Here is a 16,566-nt window from a genome sequence, read left to right as displayed (position 1 = left end):
GGATTATGGAACAGGCCAAAAAAATCGTTCTTTAGTTTTTGATTGCGCTCCTAACTTTTTATAAAAAGTAATGGCTCTTTTATTAAAATCTGGTGTTTGCCATTGTATTTCAGTACAATTTTGAGAAACGGCATGGTCTTTTATCTTTTGCATTAGTAATGCCCCTAGTCCTTTTCCTCGTACATTTTCCTTTAAAAACAAACAATCCAGATACATATAAAAATTTGCATCCCATGTTGAAAATTGCTTCATAAAAGTAGCATATCCTACAATTTCTTTATCTACTTCAACAACTAAACAGTTTACATAACTTTCTTTATTAAAAAAATGTGTAGATAATAATGTGCTCTTATTCCTGGCGCTATATATCGTTTTTTCAAAAGCAGCATGCAACTCACATAATTTAACAACTTCGGTTACATCTTGTTCTTTTACAAATCTTACAATCATGACATTAAATTAACACAAATTAATTACAGCTTGATGTATGCATGCTACTTTTGTTTTTCAACTTTAATTAAAAACTAACAATAACACTTAAATTGCATTCCTTGTTTTGAATGAGTTCCTGCTGTAGCATAGCCATCTAATTTCCACCATTCAATTCCACCAATTAACTCTTTTACTTTAAAGCCCAATTTAGTCATTTTTAAAGCTCCTTTTGTGGATGCATTACAACCAATTCCATCACAATAACATACATAGATTTTTGCTTTATCTAAATGGACTGTACTTGCCTCTGTCATTTCTCTGTGCGGAATGTTAATCGCTGTTGGGATATGCTCTTTATCAAAACCAACTTTCTGTCGGGTATCAAGAGCTACAAATGTGGTATTGCTTTCAAAAGCTTCATACAAATCGGACGGATCCATTTCATATGCTAATTTATTCTCATAAAATTCAATTTGTTTTCTCATAATTATACTTTTTAATTTTTCATAAAACTAAAAATACTATGGCCTCATTTAAAATATTAAAATTGAATAATTTTAATATTAAGTTGATTATTTTTCACACATCAATAACTCTTTTTTGTTACAACTTATGTAACTTTTTTTTATGGAAATCAAATACTTTAAATTAATTAAAACTATAGCTGAACAAGGTAGCATTGCTAATGCAACAAGCAAATTATTCCTAACTCAATCAGCTTTAAGCCACCAGTTAAAAGATCTTGAAAATCAGCTTGGGTTTAAAGTCTTTTACCGTACACGAGCTCAATGGAAACTTACAGATGAAGGTCATGAATTATATCTTTTAGGAAATAAAATTTTAGAAAATATAGATGCCAGTTTCAAAAATATTCAGCAAATACGACAAGGATCAATCGGGAATATAAAAGTAAGTACCGAATGCTACTCCTTTTATCAAGGTTTACCCAAATTTATTCAAAAAATGGGATTATTATATCCAGAAATTAATGTTGATTTAATACTTGAAGCTACTCATAAACCAATTTCAAAAATTTTATCAAAGGACATAGATATTGCAATTGTTACCTCCAAACCAAAAAATGATTTGCTTTTAAGTATTGATCTTTTTGATGATGAAATTTATGCTGTTATGCATAAAGAAAACAAATTAAACACACTAGATTATATTAGTGCAAATCATTTTTCCAATACACATTTAATTATTCATTCTTTTCCTTTGGAAACAGTTTCCATTTATGAACACTTTTTAAAACCAAACAATATTACTCCTCGCAAAATTTCGGCTATTCCACTTACCGAAGTTGCATTGGAATTAATAGAAGCGAATTTCGGATTGTTATGCATGCCTAAATGGGCCTTAAAATCATTTAAAACCTTAGATCATCTCGTTTTTAAAAAAATTGGCAAAAAAGGCTTGAAGAGACGCCACTTTTTAGTTATCCGTAAAACAGATGAACAAAAGAAATACATAAAGGACTTTATTTCAAACTTTGTTTCTGAATTTTCTATATAAAAAAAAGAGCTGCTTAAAAAAGCAGCTCTCCCCCAATTTAACTATTAAAAAAACTATTTGTATTCATTATAGTAGTCTTACTAGTTTTACTTAAAATACTATTCTAAGTTTTTAGCAGTGATTATCTACCACATTGACCTTCTCTTATCCAACCTCCTTGAACACGAGTATATAAATATCCTCTGAAAACTACTTGATCCCCTACATTATATCTTCCTCCATTGTATCTATCAATTCCGGCACAAATGTCTTTTTCAACGGTAACTCCACATTTTTTTATGAAACTCCAATTTGAAAAATCTCTTTCAAATAAATAACCTTTGTATGTTACTCTGTCACCAACACTATAGGTTCCATTACGCTTCCATTCCGCTACTCCACTACAAACATCTTTTGGATCTTTCACATCATCGTCTTCGTCTTCATCCTCATCTGTAGTATCATCATCTTCATCTTCGTCCTCATCAGTAGTGTCATCATCTTCGTCTTCGTCCTCATCTGTAGTATCATCACCACCTGTAGAATTACCTGGGTAAGCTTTATTTGTTCCTTTGATATCACCTTCAGATAAACGCCCTGTTTTTCTGTATGTATTCCCGTTTAAATCAACAATTGTTGGCTGACGATTTGCCGAAAATGTATACGATCCATACATCATTATTGATTGCAAATCTAACTTGTCCGTTAAATTTATAGAATTATCGCTTTTGTAAAATTGATCTTCAGCTCCTCTTGATATGTTTTGAAAATTAATTTTCACATAAGCATCTCTATCAGATCTATTTTGCTCGTGTAAAAATCCTAAAGTGTGACCAATTTCGTGCATTACAACAGATAAAGGAGCTCTAGTTCCTACGGCTAAAACACCTCTATTCCTTGCTTGTCCTAAAGTTGCATATCCACAAAAACAATCATCACCAGTTGATTTAACAGTAACAAAATCAGCTTCATTTGTACGCTCCTTAAAACGAACATTAGTTTTATTTTTCCACTCATCCATAGCCTGTTGGAAAGTGCTTCTCATTTGTGAAGTCATACTGTTGTCATACCTAAAAACTACAGTATTATTTGGCCATTTACGCACATAACCATTACCTAAAGTTAATGCTCCTTTTTCAGGAGTTTGTGGCTCTAATATATCTGGAGCATTGGGATCGTCAAAATTTGACTCTTCTAAAATAACATCACCATGTAAAAAACTGCCATCTGGCTGTTTAACAACGGGGAAGTTTTTTATCCCCATTAAACTTCTAATTTCTGTCTGACCTTGAAGTGTGGTATCATCATTATTCACATTTGTATCTTCTGTTTGGCAAGACCAAAGTGAAAGTACTGCTGCTGTAATAGTAGCTAATTTTGTTAATTTCATACCTAAAAAATTATTTATTAGTGTTTAGGTATATAAACCAGTAAAATGATTTATTTAGTATTACCTAGAAGTTTTTCTTACGGATATTTTATCCAAACTGTAGTTAATCTGTTAAAATTTGTTAATCAACTAACTTTTTAATGAATTTCATCAAACAAAATGTAAGTTAGACTTAAAATAATCAGCTCAAATAAAATAAAAAATTGCTTATAAACTTAATAATGTGTCTTTTTTCGTTCCTATTTCATACAAATTAAAATATAGTGCCTATAAAAATGAAACGCTACAATTATTAGATATATTCATTACTACAATCAATGCTCATTAAGTAAAATTCTCTCTTTTCTATTTGCAATTTCCCAAGCAGTGAAAAAAATAAGCTTAGATCGTTTGGTTAGTAATTCATAGTTGATACTAGTAGGCACATCAGATACTTCATGATAATCATTATGAACGCCATTAAAATAAAAGATTATTGGAATGTTATTTTTAGCAAAATTATAGTGATCACTCCTGTAATAAAAACGATTTGGATCAGATTTCTTATTGTATTTGTAATCTAAATTAAACAAAGTATACTTTTCATTCACAGCTTCATTTATTAAATGTAACTCATTACTTAAACGATCACTACCTATTATATATATATAATTAGGGGCATTTTCATGAGCTGCATCAACCCTCCCAATCATATCAACATTAAGGTTACACACTGTATTTTTTAATGGATATAAAGGATTTTCTGTGTAATAACGTGACCCATACAAACCTTTCTCTTCCCCAGTAACATGTAAAAATAAAATGCTCCTTTTAGGACCCACCCCCTCTTTTTTTGCTTTTACAAAAGCTTCTGCTATTTGTAATATACTCATAGTTCCCGACCCGTTATCATCAGCTCCATTATAAATTTCACCTCTCGAGTTTACTCCCAAATGATCATAATGGGCAGAAAGTACTATAATCTCTTCTGGGTATGTAGTTCCCTCAAGAAAGGCAACAACATTTTCAGATTTTTTAATTGATCCACTAAAAAATTCTTTAGGTATATTTTGATAATAATTAATGGTATCCGGACTAGGTATGCCTATTTTTTTGTAATGAGCCTTTAAATAAGCTGCTGCCTTTTTTTGACCTAATTCCCCAGTTTCTCTACCCTCCATTGCATCATCTGCAAATTCATAAAGAGTTTCTTTAAGTTCATTTTCCGTAATGGTATTTGCATAAGAAGTTGGGTCAACTGCTTCTAATTTTATGTTAGATATTAAATCTACTATTTTTTCTTCCTTATTATCAGTACTTAAGGTTTTACAACCCACCACTAAAAGGAGGAAGACTCCTCTAAAAAATGCATTCTTCATTGATTTAATTTATTTTACCACATAACCTACTGAAAGTAAGTGCACTAAATTCCTTCTAAAAATATATTTTAATTAAATGTGAATTTAATGAAAATAATGTTTGTCAAACTAAAAAAGCTTCTTATATTTGCACTCGCATTTAGGGAATACCTTATGAGACACACTGGAGAATTGGCAGAGTGGTCGAATGCGGCAGTCTTGAAAACTGTTGAGGGTCACACCTCCGGGGGTTCGAATCCCTCATTCTCCGCAAGAAAAGCTTCTTGATTTTTCAAGAAGCTTTTTGCTTTTATACAACTTTTGTAGAGTTCAAAAAAAAATGGATCAAGACTAAAAGGGATCAAGTAATATTATTGGGGAGTAGCCAAAATTAAGCATATAATTTAGTTAGCCTATATATAGAGGAAGAATTTTACATCTCTTACGCCTCTAAATTGATTTCTAAACTCCTTTATTTTCGCATTGAAAGATTCAGCTGAAGCATTTGTACTTCTGTTATTAAAATAGTTCAATATATTTTCATAATGGTTTTGTATAGTTCTAGCTATAGTGTTAAATGATTTAAAACCTTCTTTTTCAACTTGGTTGTACCATTTGGCTAACTTAAGTCTAGCTACATTTTTATCATTATTATTCTCATATATGTATTTTAGTTTTTGAGCTAAATTGTATGCCTTTTCTATTTTGGGATAGAGTTTGAATAATATTGTGGCTCTGTTTTGTTGTGATGTTGTCCATTTGTTTTGATTTTGAATAATTAGTAATTCTGGTAACAGAACTTTTAGTAAGTCAATATATGGATCCGATTGCTGTTTTTTTGCTAAGATCAGATTCTTATTTAAATCTACACACAACTTTTGAGAATGATCCTAAATTCTTTTCATTATAATCATGTAAGCCTATATCATTATGTACCATAAAAGACTCCTTGTTTTCGCAAGAAACCAATATTAAAGTCACAAAAAATAACCTTATCATTAATCTAGCTTTCTTATACATTCGATCGTTATTTTAAATTATTATTTGTGTGAAATAAAGTATTTTTAGCTTTAGTTTTTTCATTTTTCTTGCAGACTGTTGCATTTTAACCATCAAATGACACATAATCCAAATAAATGGTAGCGCAAAACAATACCCAACTATCCAAAACTGAAAACAAGAAACTTCCTCCGCGGCAAACCATTAAGTACTAAACCATATTCATCCTTTCCGTTATTCCAAAAACAAAAGTTTTTAGATCAACTCTTCAGAAAACACCTTAACCTTTATCTTAATATTAAAGGCATTAAAAATCAAGGCGAAAGAACCAATAAATAAGGAATTAAAAATTTAATCATTTTTGAATAATTAAAAAAAATAAGTATTTTTACCTATCTATTAGTAGATAAGTTTATATTTATACAAAATTTATTCGCAACATATGATATGTCTAAAAAAAATGAAATAATTCTCCTTGCCGATAGTCTAATAAGACAAAGAGGCTACAACTCATTTAGTTTTTATGATATTTCGGAAAAAGTAGGGATCAAAACCTCTTCTATACATTATCACTTCCCTAGCAAGTCGGATTTAGGTATTGCGGTTATCGATAATCATATAAACAATTTGAAAGATCTAATCAAAAAAGTTGAACAAGAAACCCCTTTAGACAAACTAGATCAATTTCTTGCCATTTATCAGATTATAAGACAGAAGAATAAAATATGCTTAATTGGTTCTCTTGCCAGTGACCTCAATACTTTAGATCCAAGAGTTCAAGATAAACTTAAAGTATTCTCTAACTTAATGCTTGTTTGGGTAAGCAATTTTCTTGAAGAAGGAAAAAAAAATAAAACATTCAATTTTTATGGTTCATCTAGAACTAAAGCATTAATGATCATAACCAATATGCTCGCAAGCCTTCAAATTTCAAGGCTAACCGGCACTAATGATTTTGATATCGTTAAATCTACTATTAAACAAGAATTATTAAACGAAAAGAAAAATGAACAACGCAATTGAATTTTTAAAAACTCAAGTAGGAAAAGATGCAACTAATTCTCCCTCGCCTTTAATGCAATGGCTAAATCCTATTTTAATTTCTGTGAAAGAAGATAATTTAATATTTGAATATGAAATACGAAAAGAATGGCTCAACCCTTCAGGCAGTTTGCACGGTGGTATAACAGCAGCGATTGTAGATGATACCATAGGAGCGACTGTTTTTTCTTTCGGAGAACCTTCTGCATACACCACTATAAATAACGTGGTTGATTATTTTTCTACCGCACATGAAGGACAAACTATAATTGCAGAAACCCAAACAATCAAGAAAGGAAAAAAAATTATAAATGTACAATGTGAAATATGGAATAATTCTAAGGCTCGACTTATCGCCAAAGGATACTCCAATCTCTTAAGAATAGAAAAACAGATATGAAAAGAGTTGTAATAACAGGCACTGGGGCTCTAACCCCTATCGGAAACAACACAAATGACTTTTGGGAATCGTTAATTACAGGAAAAAGTGGATCATCTTTGATTACGAAATTTGACACGGAAAAATTTAAGACAAAATTTGCCTGCGAACTCAAAAATTTTGATCCTATCGATTTTATTCCAAAATCTGAAGCTCGTAAATATGATTTATTTACACAATATGCTTTAATAGCTGTAGATGAAGCCATAAGAAACAGTGATATTGATTTTGACAAACTAAACAAAAACCGTATTGGAGTTATTTGGGGATCTGGTAATGGAGGTATTAACACTTTCCAACAACAAATAACTGAGTTTGCTAAAGGTGATGGTACTCCAAGATTTAACCCTTATTTTATTCCAAAAATGATAGTAGATATTGCTTCTGGCGTTATTTCAATAAAATATGGATTAAGAGGGATAAATTTTACTACAGTTTCAGCTTGTGCAACATCTAATACCTCCATCATCGATGCTTTTAACTATATAAGATGGGGAAAAGCGGACATGATAATCACCGGTGGCTCAGAAGCTCCTATAAACGAAAGCAGTATAGGTGGTTTTAATGCTTCAAGAGCACTATCAACAAATAACAAAAATCCAAAATCGGCCTCTAAACCTTTTGATATGGAACGAGATGGTTTTGTAATGGGAGAAGGTGCTGGAGCTATTATTTTGGAAGAATTAGAATATGCTAAAAAAAGAGGCGCCACGATCATCGCAGAAATTGTCGGAGGCGGAATGGCAGCAGACGCGTATCATCTAACAGGAACACACCCGGATGGGGAAGGTGCATTTTTAGGCATGAAAAGCGCCATGGAAGACGCAAATATCTCACCGGAAAATATAGATTATCTCAATGCTCATGCTACTTCTACACCATTAGGCGACATCAGTGAATTAAAAGCAATTGAACGAGTCTTTGGCAAAAAAAATCAATTAAATATCAGTGCAACAAAGTCCATGACTGGTCATTTATTAGGTGCAGCTGGTGCCATAGAAGCCATAGCTTGTATTTCCGCAATTCAAAAGGATACCATCCCCCCAACTATTAATAGCAAAAATATTGAACCCTATTTTAACGACATGTTTGATTTAACGCTACAAAGTGCTAAAGAAAAAACTATAAATTTTGCTATGAGCAATACATTTGGATTTGGTGGACATATCGCGACCACCATTTTTAAGAAATATTCTGAATAACTTTACTTTTTATACATTTTACTACACTTTTACGTATGGTTAACTATCGAATTTTTTATTATTAACTACCAACCGTTAAGTCTGCAAAAAAAACTCTAATCGCCAAAAGCAAAGTTGAAACACTACCTTATGAACGCCCACCTACCCTTTCTTATTCCAATTAATAAACTGGATGTGTTTGAACAAATAAAAAACATCTCAGTTAAATAAAAGTAAACCTACCTCCTTGAAAAGAATGAACTCTGTTATTAAATGTCAACAGTAACCCAATATAAACCATTTGTGAATTTATTTATTACAACTATAAAAAAACAAATTTAGGAACACATAGGTTAACTTAATTTTGATCAGAAATTATTACTAATCTTTTAAAACCATTTAAACATGAAAAAAACAAGTTCTTTTCTGATCCTATTTTCTCTAATTTTAATAACTTCTTGTTCTAAGGACAACGTTGAAAACGATCACGAATCTTTGAGTAATACTGAGGTTAGGTTTAAAGAACTACAAGCAGAGTCGAAGTTTCAGGAATTTGAAATCCTACAAGATGAGTTAGTAAATGAAATAGCGAATATTTTGGAATAAGAAAACATCTCTGGTGGACAATTATATCAACTATACCAAAATAAAGATGAAGAAACCATAAATACACTGCTCAAAATACCTGAAATAATCAAAATTCAAGAAAATCTTAACTTGATAGCGAATGAGCTAAAGACGAGTTATCCAGATTTACTTCCTTCGATTTCCGAAACAGAACAAAATAAAGTTATAGCGATTGGAATGAAAAATATTAAAGAAATTAATAATTATTCATTTATGAAAAAGAGGAAAAAGTGTAACTGGAGATATCCCTTATGCGTAGCTGCTGCTGCTACGGCATATACCGCTTGTGGTGCTGGAACAGGAGGATTTGCTCTCTTAGCTTGCACTGCTGCTTATGCATACTGCATGACTCAATGTTATGATAGACATTGTAAATAATATAATTCATTAATAGCTTTTAAAGTTTGAGTTTGCAATGAAGTACTGGTAACTATAAAATTACCGGGACCTCTTATTTGCTCCCCCTTTCAAAACACTTAACATTCACACAATTTATCATGAAATATTTTTTAATAGACAATACAAAAATAAAACCATTATTTGAGTTGTTATTTTTCGTTTTTTTTTTGTTAAACTCTGGTTTCGCCCAAGAAAATCAATGGAAGAAAATAAGATTAGGAGCAGGTGGTTGGTTAACTGGTCTTTCTATTCACCCCAGTGGATCACTAATATTAGCCAAGTCAGATGTTAGTAATGCCTGGAAATGGAACGAAAACAATAAAGAATGGACCCCTCTAATCACCGCATCAAGCATGCCTGCAGATCGAGTAAATTTATACAAGTATAGAGGTGTACTCAGTATAAATTCAGCTCCCTCCGACAAAAATCTAATTTACATGGCTTTTGACAATACTATTTTTAAAAGTGTTGACCAAGGTGATACTTGGGTTACTACTAATTTTCCTAACATTAGAATGTCAGCAAATAGAGATGAGTCCAAATTACATGGAGAAAGACTATCCATCGACCCTAATAACAAAAATGTTGTTTACTTTGGTAGTATTAATAATGGGTTATACAAAACTACAAATGGAGGTGATTCTTGGCAAGTTGTATCTAATATACTTAAAGGTACAGAAAAAAGAGGGATTCGTGAAATAATTTTTGACCCCAACAGTGGTACAACAAATGGTAGAACCAATACAATCTACCTTAATATTGACGGGGTTGGAGTATATAAAAGTACTGATGCAGGAACAAGTTGGATTAATATTACAGCTGGCTCTGGTTTTAGTAATTCCGTAGAATTTACTGATATGGAAATTGCTGGAAACGGACATTTATACGTTTCTACTCGCCAATTTGGTTGCAGAAAATATAATAAAAACACATGGCAAAATATTACACCAAACAATGAAACTAATATTGCTGATGTTGCCGTGGATCCGTTTAATAACAACAGAGTAATTGTTAAAGCTAGAGGAGACAAGCCTTTTTACAGAACAACTAATGCCAATTCGTCTTCTCCTAGTTGGACAAAATTAACCTGGAGTACTGCCGATTCTGACATCCCTTGGTTCAAAACCTTGGGAGATGGAGGATGGATGTCCGTAGGAGAAATTACGTTTGACCCTATTATTGAAGGAAAACTATGGAGAGCGGGAGGAATTGGCACTTGGGTATCCACTGACACAAATGATTCTGACATATCGTGGACCGGACTTTCATATGGGCAAGAACATATGGTAAACAACGACATTGTAGCCCTTAAAAACGGGAATGTTATTGCAGGGTTATGGGATAGAGCTATGTTTGTAAAGAAACCTACTAATTTTGAAGAATATGCAGATAGGTACTATCCTAATACCCGTTTTAACTCTACCTGGGATATTGACGTATCTCCTTCTAATCCCAATTTCGTTGTTACTATAACCGAAGACCACAGGTTTTGCTGCTATGATGATGAACACCGAAATTCGGGATATTCAATGGATGGAGGACTCACTTGGACAAAATTTGAAAGCATGCCAGAACCAAATGAAGTTAATTCGATTTTTGGTAATATCGCTGTTTCCGCAAATGACATAAACAATATAGTTTGGCTTCCAGTTGGTAATAAACCTGCGTACTATACAAAAGATAGAGGTAAAACCTGGAAAAAAATTAACATGCCTTGTAATTCAGGTAACTGTTGTATTCATGCATTTTACTTAGAGAAAAAAGTGCTCGTAGCGGATAGAGTGCTCCCAAACACTTTTTATATATATGATTGGGGTAATGGTAAAATATTTAAATCCGAAGATGGAGGGGTTAATTGGAGTACACAAGGTAGTGTTCCGCCAAACGCTTGGCATGCTAAACTAATTTCAGTGGATGGTAAAGCTGGACATCTTTTATATTCTCATGGCCCAAATGGTGTTGCAGAAGATGGTGTCCACGGAGTGTATTTATCTACCGACGGAGGTGCTACCTGGAATGAAATCTCTAATACAGACAAAGTAAATAATATTGCCGTTGGTAAAGCAGCACCCAATTCAAATTATCCGACTATTTTTATTCAAGGTGAAGTAAATGGAGATTTTGGGTATCATATGAGTATAGACCGAGGTTCAAGTTGGAAGAAAATAGGAACTTATATTCAAGGAAACTTTAATCAAGCAAAAGTAATGCAAGGTGATCCATTTATCTATGGAAGATTATATGTAGGACCTGGCTCTGATGGCATTTATTATTATGATATAAATGACGTAAACTGTCCTTCTTCTGGTACCCCTTGTGATGATGGAGATCCAAATACAGAGAATGATGTAGAGGACGGAAACTGTAATTGTGCGGGAACACCTATTAATCAACCAGAAAAAGAAATTTGTAGTTTAAATACACAACTTACAATTGATGGTTCTGATGCAGATTGGTCCCAAAACTCATATCCTCTTTCTAATAAAATTCTTGGCAATGTAACATCTGACAATGATTTATCGGCTAAATTCCAAGCACAATGGGACTCAGAGTATCTTTATATATTAGTAGATGTAACAGATGACGACTTGTCAAATGATTCTGAACAGCCCTACCAAGATGATAGCGTAGAAATTTATATAGATGGAGGAAATGAAAAAAGCTCTTCTTATGACAATAATGATCATCAATTAGTTTTCCAATATAATAGTGGAACAGTATATCATTATCCAGCAAATCAACAAAACCCTAGTGGTGTTAATTTTGCACAAACCTCAAAGAATTCTGGTTATACATTAGAAACTAGAATAGCTTGGTCATTTATAGGCATAAATCCGGAAATAGATAAACCTTTTGGCCTTGATATCCACGTTAATGATGATGATAATGGAGGTAACAGAGATAAAAAGATAACCTGGAACGCTTCAAGCGATATTGCTTGGCAAAATACTGCTGTTTTTGGAACTGTTTCGCCTAAAGAATGTCTTCCTGTAAATACAGGTGCAGATAAAATTTGTTTAGAAAATAACAATACTCCAATTATTGATGGTCGTAATAACGATTGGCCTTTAAACTCTTTATCTATAGAAAATCAAATAGTAGGAACAAGCTCTAACCAAAAATCACAATTTCAAACAAAATGGGATTCAGAATATCTTTACATTTTAGTAGATGTAGTAGATGATATATTACAAAATGATTCTGAAAAACCTTATCAAGATGATAGTGTAGAAATTTATATAGACGGTGATAATAGCAAGAGCTCATCTTATGATCAAAATGATCATCAACTAATATTTGAGTACAATAACCAAAACGTATATCACTATCCGGCAAATCAACAAAATCCTACTGGAGTCACTTTTGCTCAAACCAAAACAAATTCTGGTTATATGATAGAAGCCAAAATTGCGTGGTCTTTTATTGGTTTAAACCCAAACACAGGCAATAGACTTGGGTTAGACATACACATTAATGATGATGATGATGGCGGAGATAGAGATAGAAAAACAGCTTGGAACGCTAATCAGGATATTGCATGGAAAGATACCTCAGTTTTTGGTTCCCTACAACTAGATGATTGTAAAAAGGCAAAAATAACCTCCAAAACTGCTTTAAATTTTTTTCCAAATCCAACAAAAGATAATCTTCATATCGTTTTTCCTTCTGAATTGAAGGAGGAATATGTACTGAAAATATACAATATAAGTGGAACGGTAATAGAAACTAAATTCATCAAAGAGAAGAACTATATCTTAGATACAAGTGAACTCCATAGCAACTTATATTTTATTTCCATTACCGGAAAAAAATATTCTTATAAAGCTAAATTCCTTAAAGAGTAAACACAAACTCTCTATGTAATTATTAATTAGCTCACAAACCAAGAGAACTAAAACCTCTCTTGGTTTAAAACCAGGAGAACTAAAACCCCTCCTGGTTTTTTATTGTTTTTTAAAAGTAGTAAAGTTAAGCCTCCCTCCTTCACGATTGTTCTATCTGTTCTATTTTTCTCTTCATAACATGAAATATGCAAGAAAATTTGGTAATCACTTAGGAATAATGGGACATTTTGTGTTTTTTATTAATGAAAAATATTTTTTGATTATTCACAATCTGATATCGATAAAGAAACAAATACTGTATTGATTATTAATTCTGATTTACTTCCACTCCTTATTTTTGACTAAAAGATCGCCAACTACGAAAACCAGAGGTACTACGAAAAGATTAATTAGAATTCAAACAACTAAACTACTCACAATATCAACATATTTAAACTTCATAAATTCGGTAAACCATGAATAATTATTGATACTTTTGTACCTAAAACGATACTCGGGTTATTACTTGAATATATATCTTTAATTTCCACCAAAGAATTAGGATAGATCATTTTTATTCTTTCTTTTGTAATCTTAGTTCCAAAAGATTTTTTAACTTCAAGATTCAATTTTGAAGATGCTTCTCTTCCTATTCCATTATCTTTGACGATTATATTAAGTGTATTTTCAAGCTTCGAACTAATACTTATCTCTATCTTCTTATCCTCCGCTTCTTTGGAATACAGCCCGTGCCATATCGCATTTTCCACATAAGGCTGTAGACTAAGTGGAGGTATTTCTATTTGATTTAGATCCAAATTTTGATTATTGTTTATTATCAAATCAAAGCCATCTTCAATCCTTAATTGTTCCAGATTAACATAGGTTCTAATTGTATCTAGTTCTTCTTTAAGACTTACCGTAGACTGAGATGAATTCTTTAAGGTAACACGAATTAACTTTGCGAATTTAGTTAGATAATCGGAAGCTAATTCTTTTTCATTTTTTAATATAAAATTATTGATAGAATTTAATACATTAAATATAAAATGAGGATTCATTTGTGCTTTTAAAGCAGTTACTTTTAACTCAGAGGCTTCTACTGATTTATTAAGCAATTGTATTTGAGCTAACCTTTTCTTACGCTCAATGTCATTAAATTTGTAACCGACTATTAATGCGAAAATTAACCCTTCAATTATAGCTCCAATTTGCATAAAAATGATTGGATTATATTTTGGTACAATATTGTAGAATACTATACGAACACTTATAATCAAACTAACATTTGCAAGAACAAGATAAACCACAGATCCTGTAATCAAAAGTTTTACTGGCATTCCAGCAAAACGATAAAATATAAAGTAATTAACCGTTGCAAACAAAGTAACCAAATAAAACAATAAAACAATAAAACCACGAGAGTAAAAATCTCAATGGTGCTAAGAAAAAGACTAGAAATTGATACGATCACAATAAAAATAAGTAATATCTTTTTGGCTAGTTGTAGAATAGTGTCCCATTCAGGGATTAAAACTTTGGTATTTAAAACCTCTCTAACATAACAGATATAAAAAAAATAGGCCAAAAATTGAATCCCATAAAATAATGTCACAGAAACATATGAAATATCCGGAACATAAAACATTTTAGGAACATAATGAGCAAAATATACCAAAAGACAAAACACAAATGCACTGTAATAAAGAAACATTCGATTTTTGTTTTGAAAGAAAAAAAGGAAATGATAAAGAAAAAGAACAGATAAAACCCCTTGAACCCAAGCCTGAAAACCAAAAAGCTCATAATATTTTAAAGAATTCAATTCTATCTGCAGAAATAAATTATTTATAAAAGAAAAAACTGAAAATAATAAAATCATTAGAAATTAAACTCTTAAAGAATTTTTTTTAGTATTTCAGTTTTTTTATGTCTACTAATATTTACACTTTCATTATTACTCATTATCAATGTCCCTCCTTGATGTTTATAATACTTTGAAATATGATTGAGATTAATATAATAAGAGTTATGAACTCTAAAAAAAACTTCATTCTCTGGAAAAAGAGAAATAGTTTCTTTCAAATTTTTTGATATCATCTCCATTCTGTTATTAGTTAAAAAGATTCTAGTATAACTTCCTTCAGCTTTTATAAAAACAATCTCGTTTAATTCATAAAAACTAATTAAACCTTTGGCTTGAATGCCTATTTTTTTTCAACACTAACATTTTGAATGTGATTTTTTTCACAAAGAACACTTTTCGTTACAAGATCCTTTTGTAGCTTTTTAGTTAAAGATATTAAATCACATTTATCTACTGGCTTTAAAAGGTAGTCAAAAACAGAAGCTTTAATTGCTCGTAGTGCGTATTCCTCATAAGCTGTCACTAATACTACATAAGATTGAATATCATTTAAACTATCCAGAAGGTCAAATCCTGATATCTTTGGCATATTTACATCTAAAAATATACAATCTGGTCTGTTTTTTACAATAGAGTCTATTGCCATTCTGGAATCTATAATTTTATCTATTACTTTAATGATAGGGCAATAGTTTTGAATTTTCCATTCTAGGGTATCCAATGAAGCTTTTTCATCATCTATAAGCACAGAAGTAATCATTATTTAGAGTTTTAGAATTAGCATTCATACAAATAAAAACGGTTTCGTTATAAATTTATTATTTCTGAACAATTCAATATTCGCTTTATAAACCTAGAGTAAATTATCCATTAATTTTTAAACTAATATACCCAAAACCAAACAACTCATATTCATTTTTAAACAAAACACAAGTTTAATCCTACCATCCACAAAATAACTACCAATACATTAAATTTTATAACTGACATTTGTAATAAAATAACTTAATTTAAACTTTCATCTCAATGAATCGCAATCATTTTATTAACTATTTTTTTATCTTATGCATGCTATCTATTTCTAGCTGTATAAAGGAGTCTTTTGATGAAGAAGTTTCCACATCAAATGATGAGATTAATCGTGAACTCCATAATGACGATCCTTATGGAGAGATCATTGAATTTTCTGATCAATTTGAAAATTCCAAATTTTTCATTGGAAAATCTACCAAAATAAATCCGACAAACATCTTTCAAGGAGTAGAAATAATTTTATCTACTAAATCTGATCTACAATCAATAGAATATCAAATTCAATCCATAGATGGCAAATGGTTCGAATGGAAACCAATTCTATACGAAGGAATACAAGAAGGGTATTATTCTATTCATCTTAATATTGACAACACTAAATATTATAAAAATTTAAGATTCAAGAACTTAAAAAACATTCAATACGCGAAATTTTTATTTACAGGTATCCCCCCGAGCAAGTACATCTTTTGAGATATTCTTTGCTGTATTATTTTTGTAAAA

16 protein-coding genes and 1 tRNA gene are annotated in these 16,566 nt (G+C 31.3%); 8 read left to right on the top strand and 9 right to left on the bottom strand.

Features of this window, described 5'->3' with window-relative positions:
* Positions 1 to 3 precede the first annotated feature (3 nt).
* Together KQA_RS0210155 and KQA_RS0210150 are read right to left on the bottom strand one after the other, a co-directional pair.
* On the bottom strand, positions 4 to 450 hold the full coding sequence (locus KQA_RS0210155; protein ID WP_010180729.1) for a GNAT family N-acetyltransferase: 447 nt from the start codon (positions 448 to 450) through the stop codon (positions 4 to 6).
* A gap of 74 nt (positions 451 to 524) precedes the next feature.
* Positions 525 to 917, bottom strand: a complete 393-nt coding sequence (locus KQA_RS0210150) for a rhodanese-like domain-containing protein (RefSeq protein WP_010180727.1) — start codon at positions 915 to 917, stop codon at positions 525 to 527.
* A gap of 142 nt (positions 918 to 1,059) precedes the next feature.
* On the opposite strand from KQA_RS0210150, the gene KQA_RS0210145 reads away from it, so the two are divergent.
* Positions 1,060 to 1,947, top strand: a complete 888-nt coding sequence (locus KQA_RS0210145; RefSeq protein WP_010180724.1) for a LysR family transcriptional regulator — start codon at positions 1,060 to 1,062, stop codon at positions 1,945 to 1,947.
* A 121-nt stretch (positions 1,948 to 2,068) separates the two neighbouring features.
* On the opposite strand, the gene KQA_RS0210140 is transcribed toward KQA_RS0210145, so the two are convergent.
* Positions 2,069 to 3,316 (bottom strand): M12 family metallopeptidase, encoded by a 1,248-nt coding sequence (locus KQA_RS0210140; protein WP_010180722.1) that lies wholly within the window; start codon positions 3,314 to 3,316, stop codon positions 2,069 to 2,071.
* Between the two features lie 314 nt (positions 3,317 to 3,630).
* Positions 3,631 to 4,674 carry a M28 family metallopeptidase gene (locus KQA_RS0210135; protein WP_010180720.1) on the bottom strand — a complete coding sequence of 348 codons (1,044 nt, stop codon included), beginning with the start codon at positions 4,672 to 4,674 and terminating at the stop codon, positions 3,631 to 3,633.
* Positions 4,675 to 4,839: 165 nt separating this feature from the next.
* On the opposite strand from KQA_RS0210135, the gene KQA_RS0210130 reads away from it, so the two are divergent.
* Positions 4,840 to 4,924 (top strand) — tRNA-Ser (locus KQA_RS0210130).
* Positions 4,925 to 5,066: 142 nt separating this feature from the next.
* On the opposite strand, the gene KQA_RS18830 is transcribed toward KQA_RS0210130, so the two are convergent.
* Complete coding sequence (locus KQA_RS18830) at positions 5,067 to 5,528, bottom strand: transposase (protein ID WP_010180718.1); 462 nt, start codon at positions 5,526 to 5,528, stop codon at positions 5,067 to 5,069.
* 571 nt (positions 5,529 to 6,099) lie between these two features.
* On the opposite strand from KQA_RS18830, the gene KQA_RS0210120 reads away from it, so the two are divergent.
* From KQA_RS0210120 to KQA_RS0210095, 5 genes are all read left to right on the top strand, one after another.
* Positions 6,100 to 6,675 (top strand): TetR/AcrR family transcriptional regulator, encoded by a 576-nt coding sequence (locus KQA_RS0210120; RefSeq protein WP_010180716.1) that lies wholly within the window; start codon positions 6,100 to 6,102, stop codon positions 6,673 to 6,675.
* Positions 6,659 to 7,093: a PaaI family thioesterase gene (locus tag KQA_RS0210115; RefSeq protein ID WP_010180714.1), complete on the top strand. Its 435-nt coding sequence runs from the start codon at positions 6,659 to 6,661 to the stop codon at positions 7,091 to 7,093. The genes KQA_RS0210120 and KQA_RS0210115 overlap by 17 nt, the downstream gene beginning before the upstream one ends.
* Positions 7,090 to 8,334, top strand: coding sequence for a beta-ketoacyl-ACP synthase II (fabF, locus tag KQA_RS0210110; protein ID WP_010180713.1), 1,245 nt, complete (start codon positions 7,090 to 7,092; stop codon positions 8,332 to 8,334). The genes KQA_RS0210115 and fabF overlap by 4 nt, the downstream gene beginning before the upstream one ends.
* A gap of 819 nt (positions 8,335 to 9,153) precedes the next feature.
* Entirely contained in the window at positions 9,154 to 9,318 is a 165-nt protein-coding gene (locus tag KQA_RS20255; RefSeq protein ID WP_157366649.1) for a hypothetical protein, read from the top strand.
* Positions 9,319 to 9,437: 119 nt separating this feature from the next.
* On the top strand, positions 9,438 to 13,184 hold the full coding sequence (locus tag KQA_RS0210095; RefSeq protein WP_010180706.1) for a sugar-binding protein: 3,747 nt from the start codon (positions 9,438 to 9,440) through the stop codon (positions 13,182 to 13,184).
* Between the two features lie 437 nt (positions 13,185 to 13,621).
* Here KQA_RS0210095 and KQA_RS18825 read toward each other — a convergent pair whose 3' ends face one another.
* The 4 genes from KQA_RS18825 to KQA_RS0210075 are packed head-to-tail and all read right to left on the bottom strand — an operon-like array spanning position 13,622 to position 15,790.
* Positions 13,622 to 14,548: a sensor histidine kinase gene (locus KQA_RS18825; protein ID WP_198283116.1), complete on the bottom strand. Its 927-nt coding sequence runs from the start codon at positions 14,546 to 14,548 to the stop codon at positions 13,622 to 13,624.
* Positions 14,494 to 15,045: a 7TM diverse intracellular signaling domain-containing protein gene (locus KQA_RS21005; protein ID WP_081483249.1), complete on the bottom strand. Its 552-nt coding sequence runs from the start codon at positions 15,043 to 15,045 to the stop codon at positions 14,494 to 14,496. Before KQA_RS21005 ends, KQA_RS18825 begins: the two co-directional genes overlap by 55 nt.
* A gap of 14 nt (positions 15,046 to 15,059) precedes the next feature.
* Positions 15,060 to 15,350 (bottom strand): LytR/AlgR family response regulator transcription factor, encoded by a 291-nt coding sequence (locus tag KQA_RS21000; protein WP_394330921.1) that lies wholly within the window; start codon positions 15,348 to 15,350, stop codon positions 15,060 to 15,062.
* Between the two features lie 20 nt (positions 15,351 to 15,370).
* Positions 15,371 to 15,790, bottom strand: coding sequence for a LytR/AlgR family response regulator transcription factor (locus tag KQA_RS0210075; protein WP_010180699.1), 420 nt, complete (start codon positions 15,788 to 15,790; stop codon positions 15,371 to 15,373).
* A 266-nt stretch (positions 15,791 to 16,056) separates the two neighbouring features.
* On the opposite strand from KQA_RS0210075, the gene KQA_RS0210070 reads away from it, so the two are divergent.
* Positions 16,057 to 16,536, top strand: a complete 480-nt coding sequence (locus KQA_RS0210070) for a hypothetical protein (protein WP_157366648.1) — start codon at positions 16,057 to 16,059, stop codon at positions 16,534 to 16,536.
* The last annotated feature ends 30 nt before the right edge of the window (positions 16,537 to 16,566 follow it).

It is taken from the genome of Aquimarina agarilytica ZC1 (assembly GCF_000255455.1).
Lineage (GTDB): Bacteria > Bacteroidota > Bacteroidia > Flavobacteriales > Flavobacteriaceae > Aquimarina > Aquimarina agarilytica.
Note: the sequence above shows the minus strand (reverse complement) of the source record. Positions and strands in the feature narration are given on the sequence as shown.

Bases quoted from the DNA above. Each gene is read 5' to 3' on its own strand.
- fabF (WP_010180713.1), top strand. From the start codon at position 7,090: ATGAAAAGAGTTGTAATAACAGGCACTGGGGCTCTAACCCCTATCGGA.
- KQA_RS20255 (WP_157366649.1), top strand. From the start codon at position 9,154: ATGAAAAAGAGGAAAAAGTGTAACTGGAGATATCCCTTATGCGTAGCT.
- KQA_RS0210075 (WP_010180699.1), bottom strand. From the start codon at position 15,790: ATGATTACTTCTGTGCTTATAGATGATGAAAAAGCTTCATTGGATACC.
- KQA_RS0210150 (WP_010180727.1), bottom strand. From the start codon at position 917: ATGAGAAAACAAATTGAATTTTATGAGAATAAATTAGCATATGAAATG.
- KQA_RS0210155 (WP_010180729.1), bottom strand. From the start codon at position 450: ATGATTGTAAGATTTGTAAAAGAACAAGATGTAACCGAAGTTGTTAAA.
- KQA_RS0210115 (WP_010180714.1), top strand. From the start codon at position 6,659: ATGAACAACGCAATTGAATTTTTAAAAACTCAAGTAGGAAAAGATGCA.
- KQA_RS0210070 (WP_157366648.1), top strand. From the start codon at position 16,057: ATGAATCGCAATCATTTTATTAACTATTTTTTTATCTTATGCATGCTA.
- KQA_RS0210145 (WP_010180724.1), top strand. From the start codon at position 1,060: ATGGAAATCAAATACTTTAAATTAATTAAAACTATAGCTGAACAAGGT.
- KQA_RS0210120 (WP_010180716.1), top strand. From the start codon at position 6,100: ATGTCTAAAAAAAATGAAATAATTCTCCTTGCCGATAGTCTAATAAGA.
- KQA_RS21005 (WP_081483249.1), bottom strand. From the start codon at position 15,045: ATGATTTTATTATTTTCAGTTTTTTCTTTTATAAATAATTTATTTCTG.
- KQA_RS0210135 (WP_010180720.1), bottom strand. From the start codon at position 4,674: ATGAAGAATGCATTTTTTAGAGGAGTCTTCCTCCTTTTAGTGGTGGGT.
- KQA_RS0210095 (WP_010180706.1), top strand. From the start codon at position 9,438: ATGAAATATTTTTTAATAGACAATACAAAAATAAAACCATTATTTGAG.
- KQA_RS0210140 (WP_010180722.1), bottom strand. From the start codon at position 3,316: ATGAAATTAACAAAATTAGCTACTATTACAGCAGCAGTACTTTCACTT.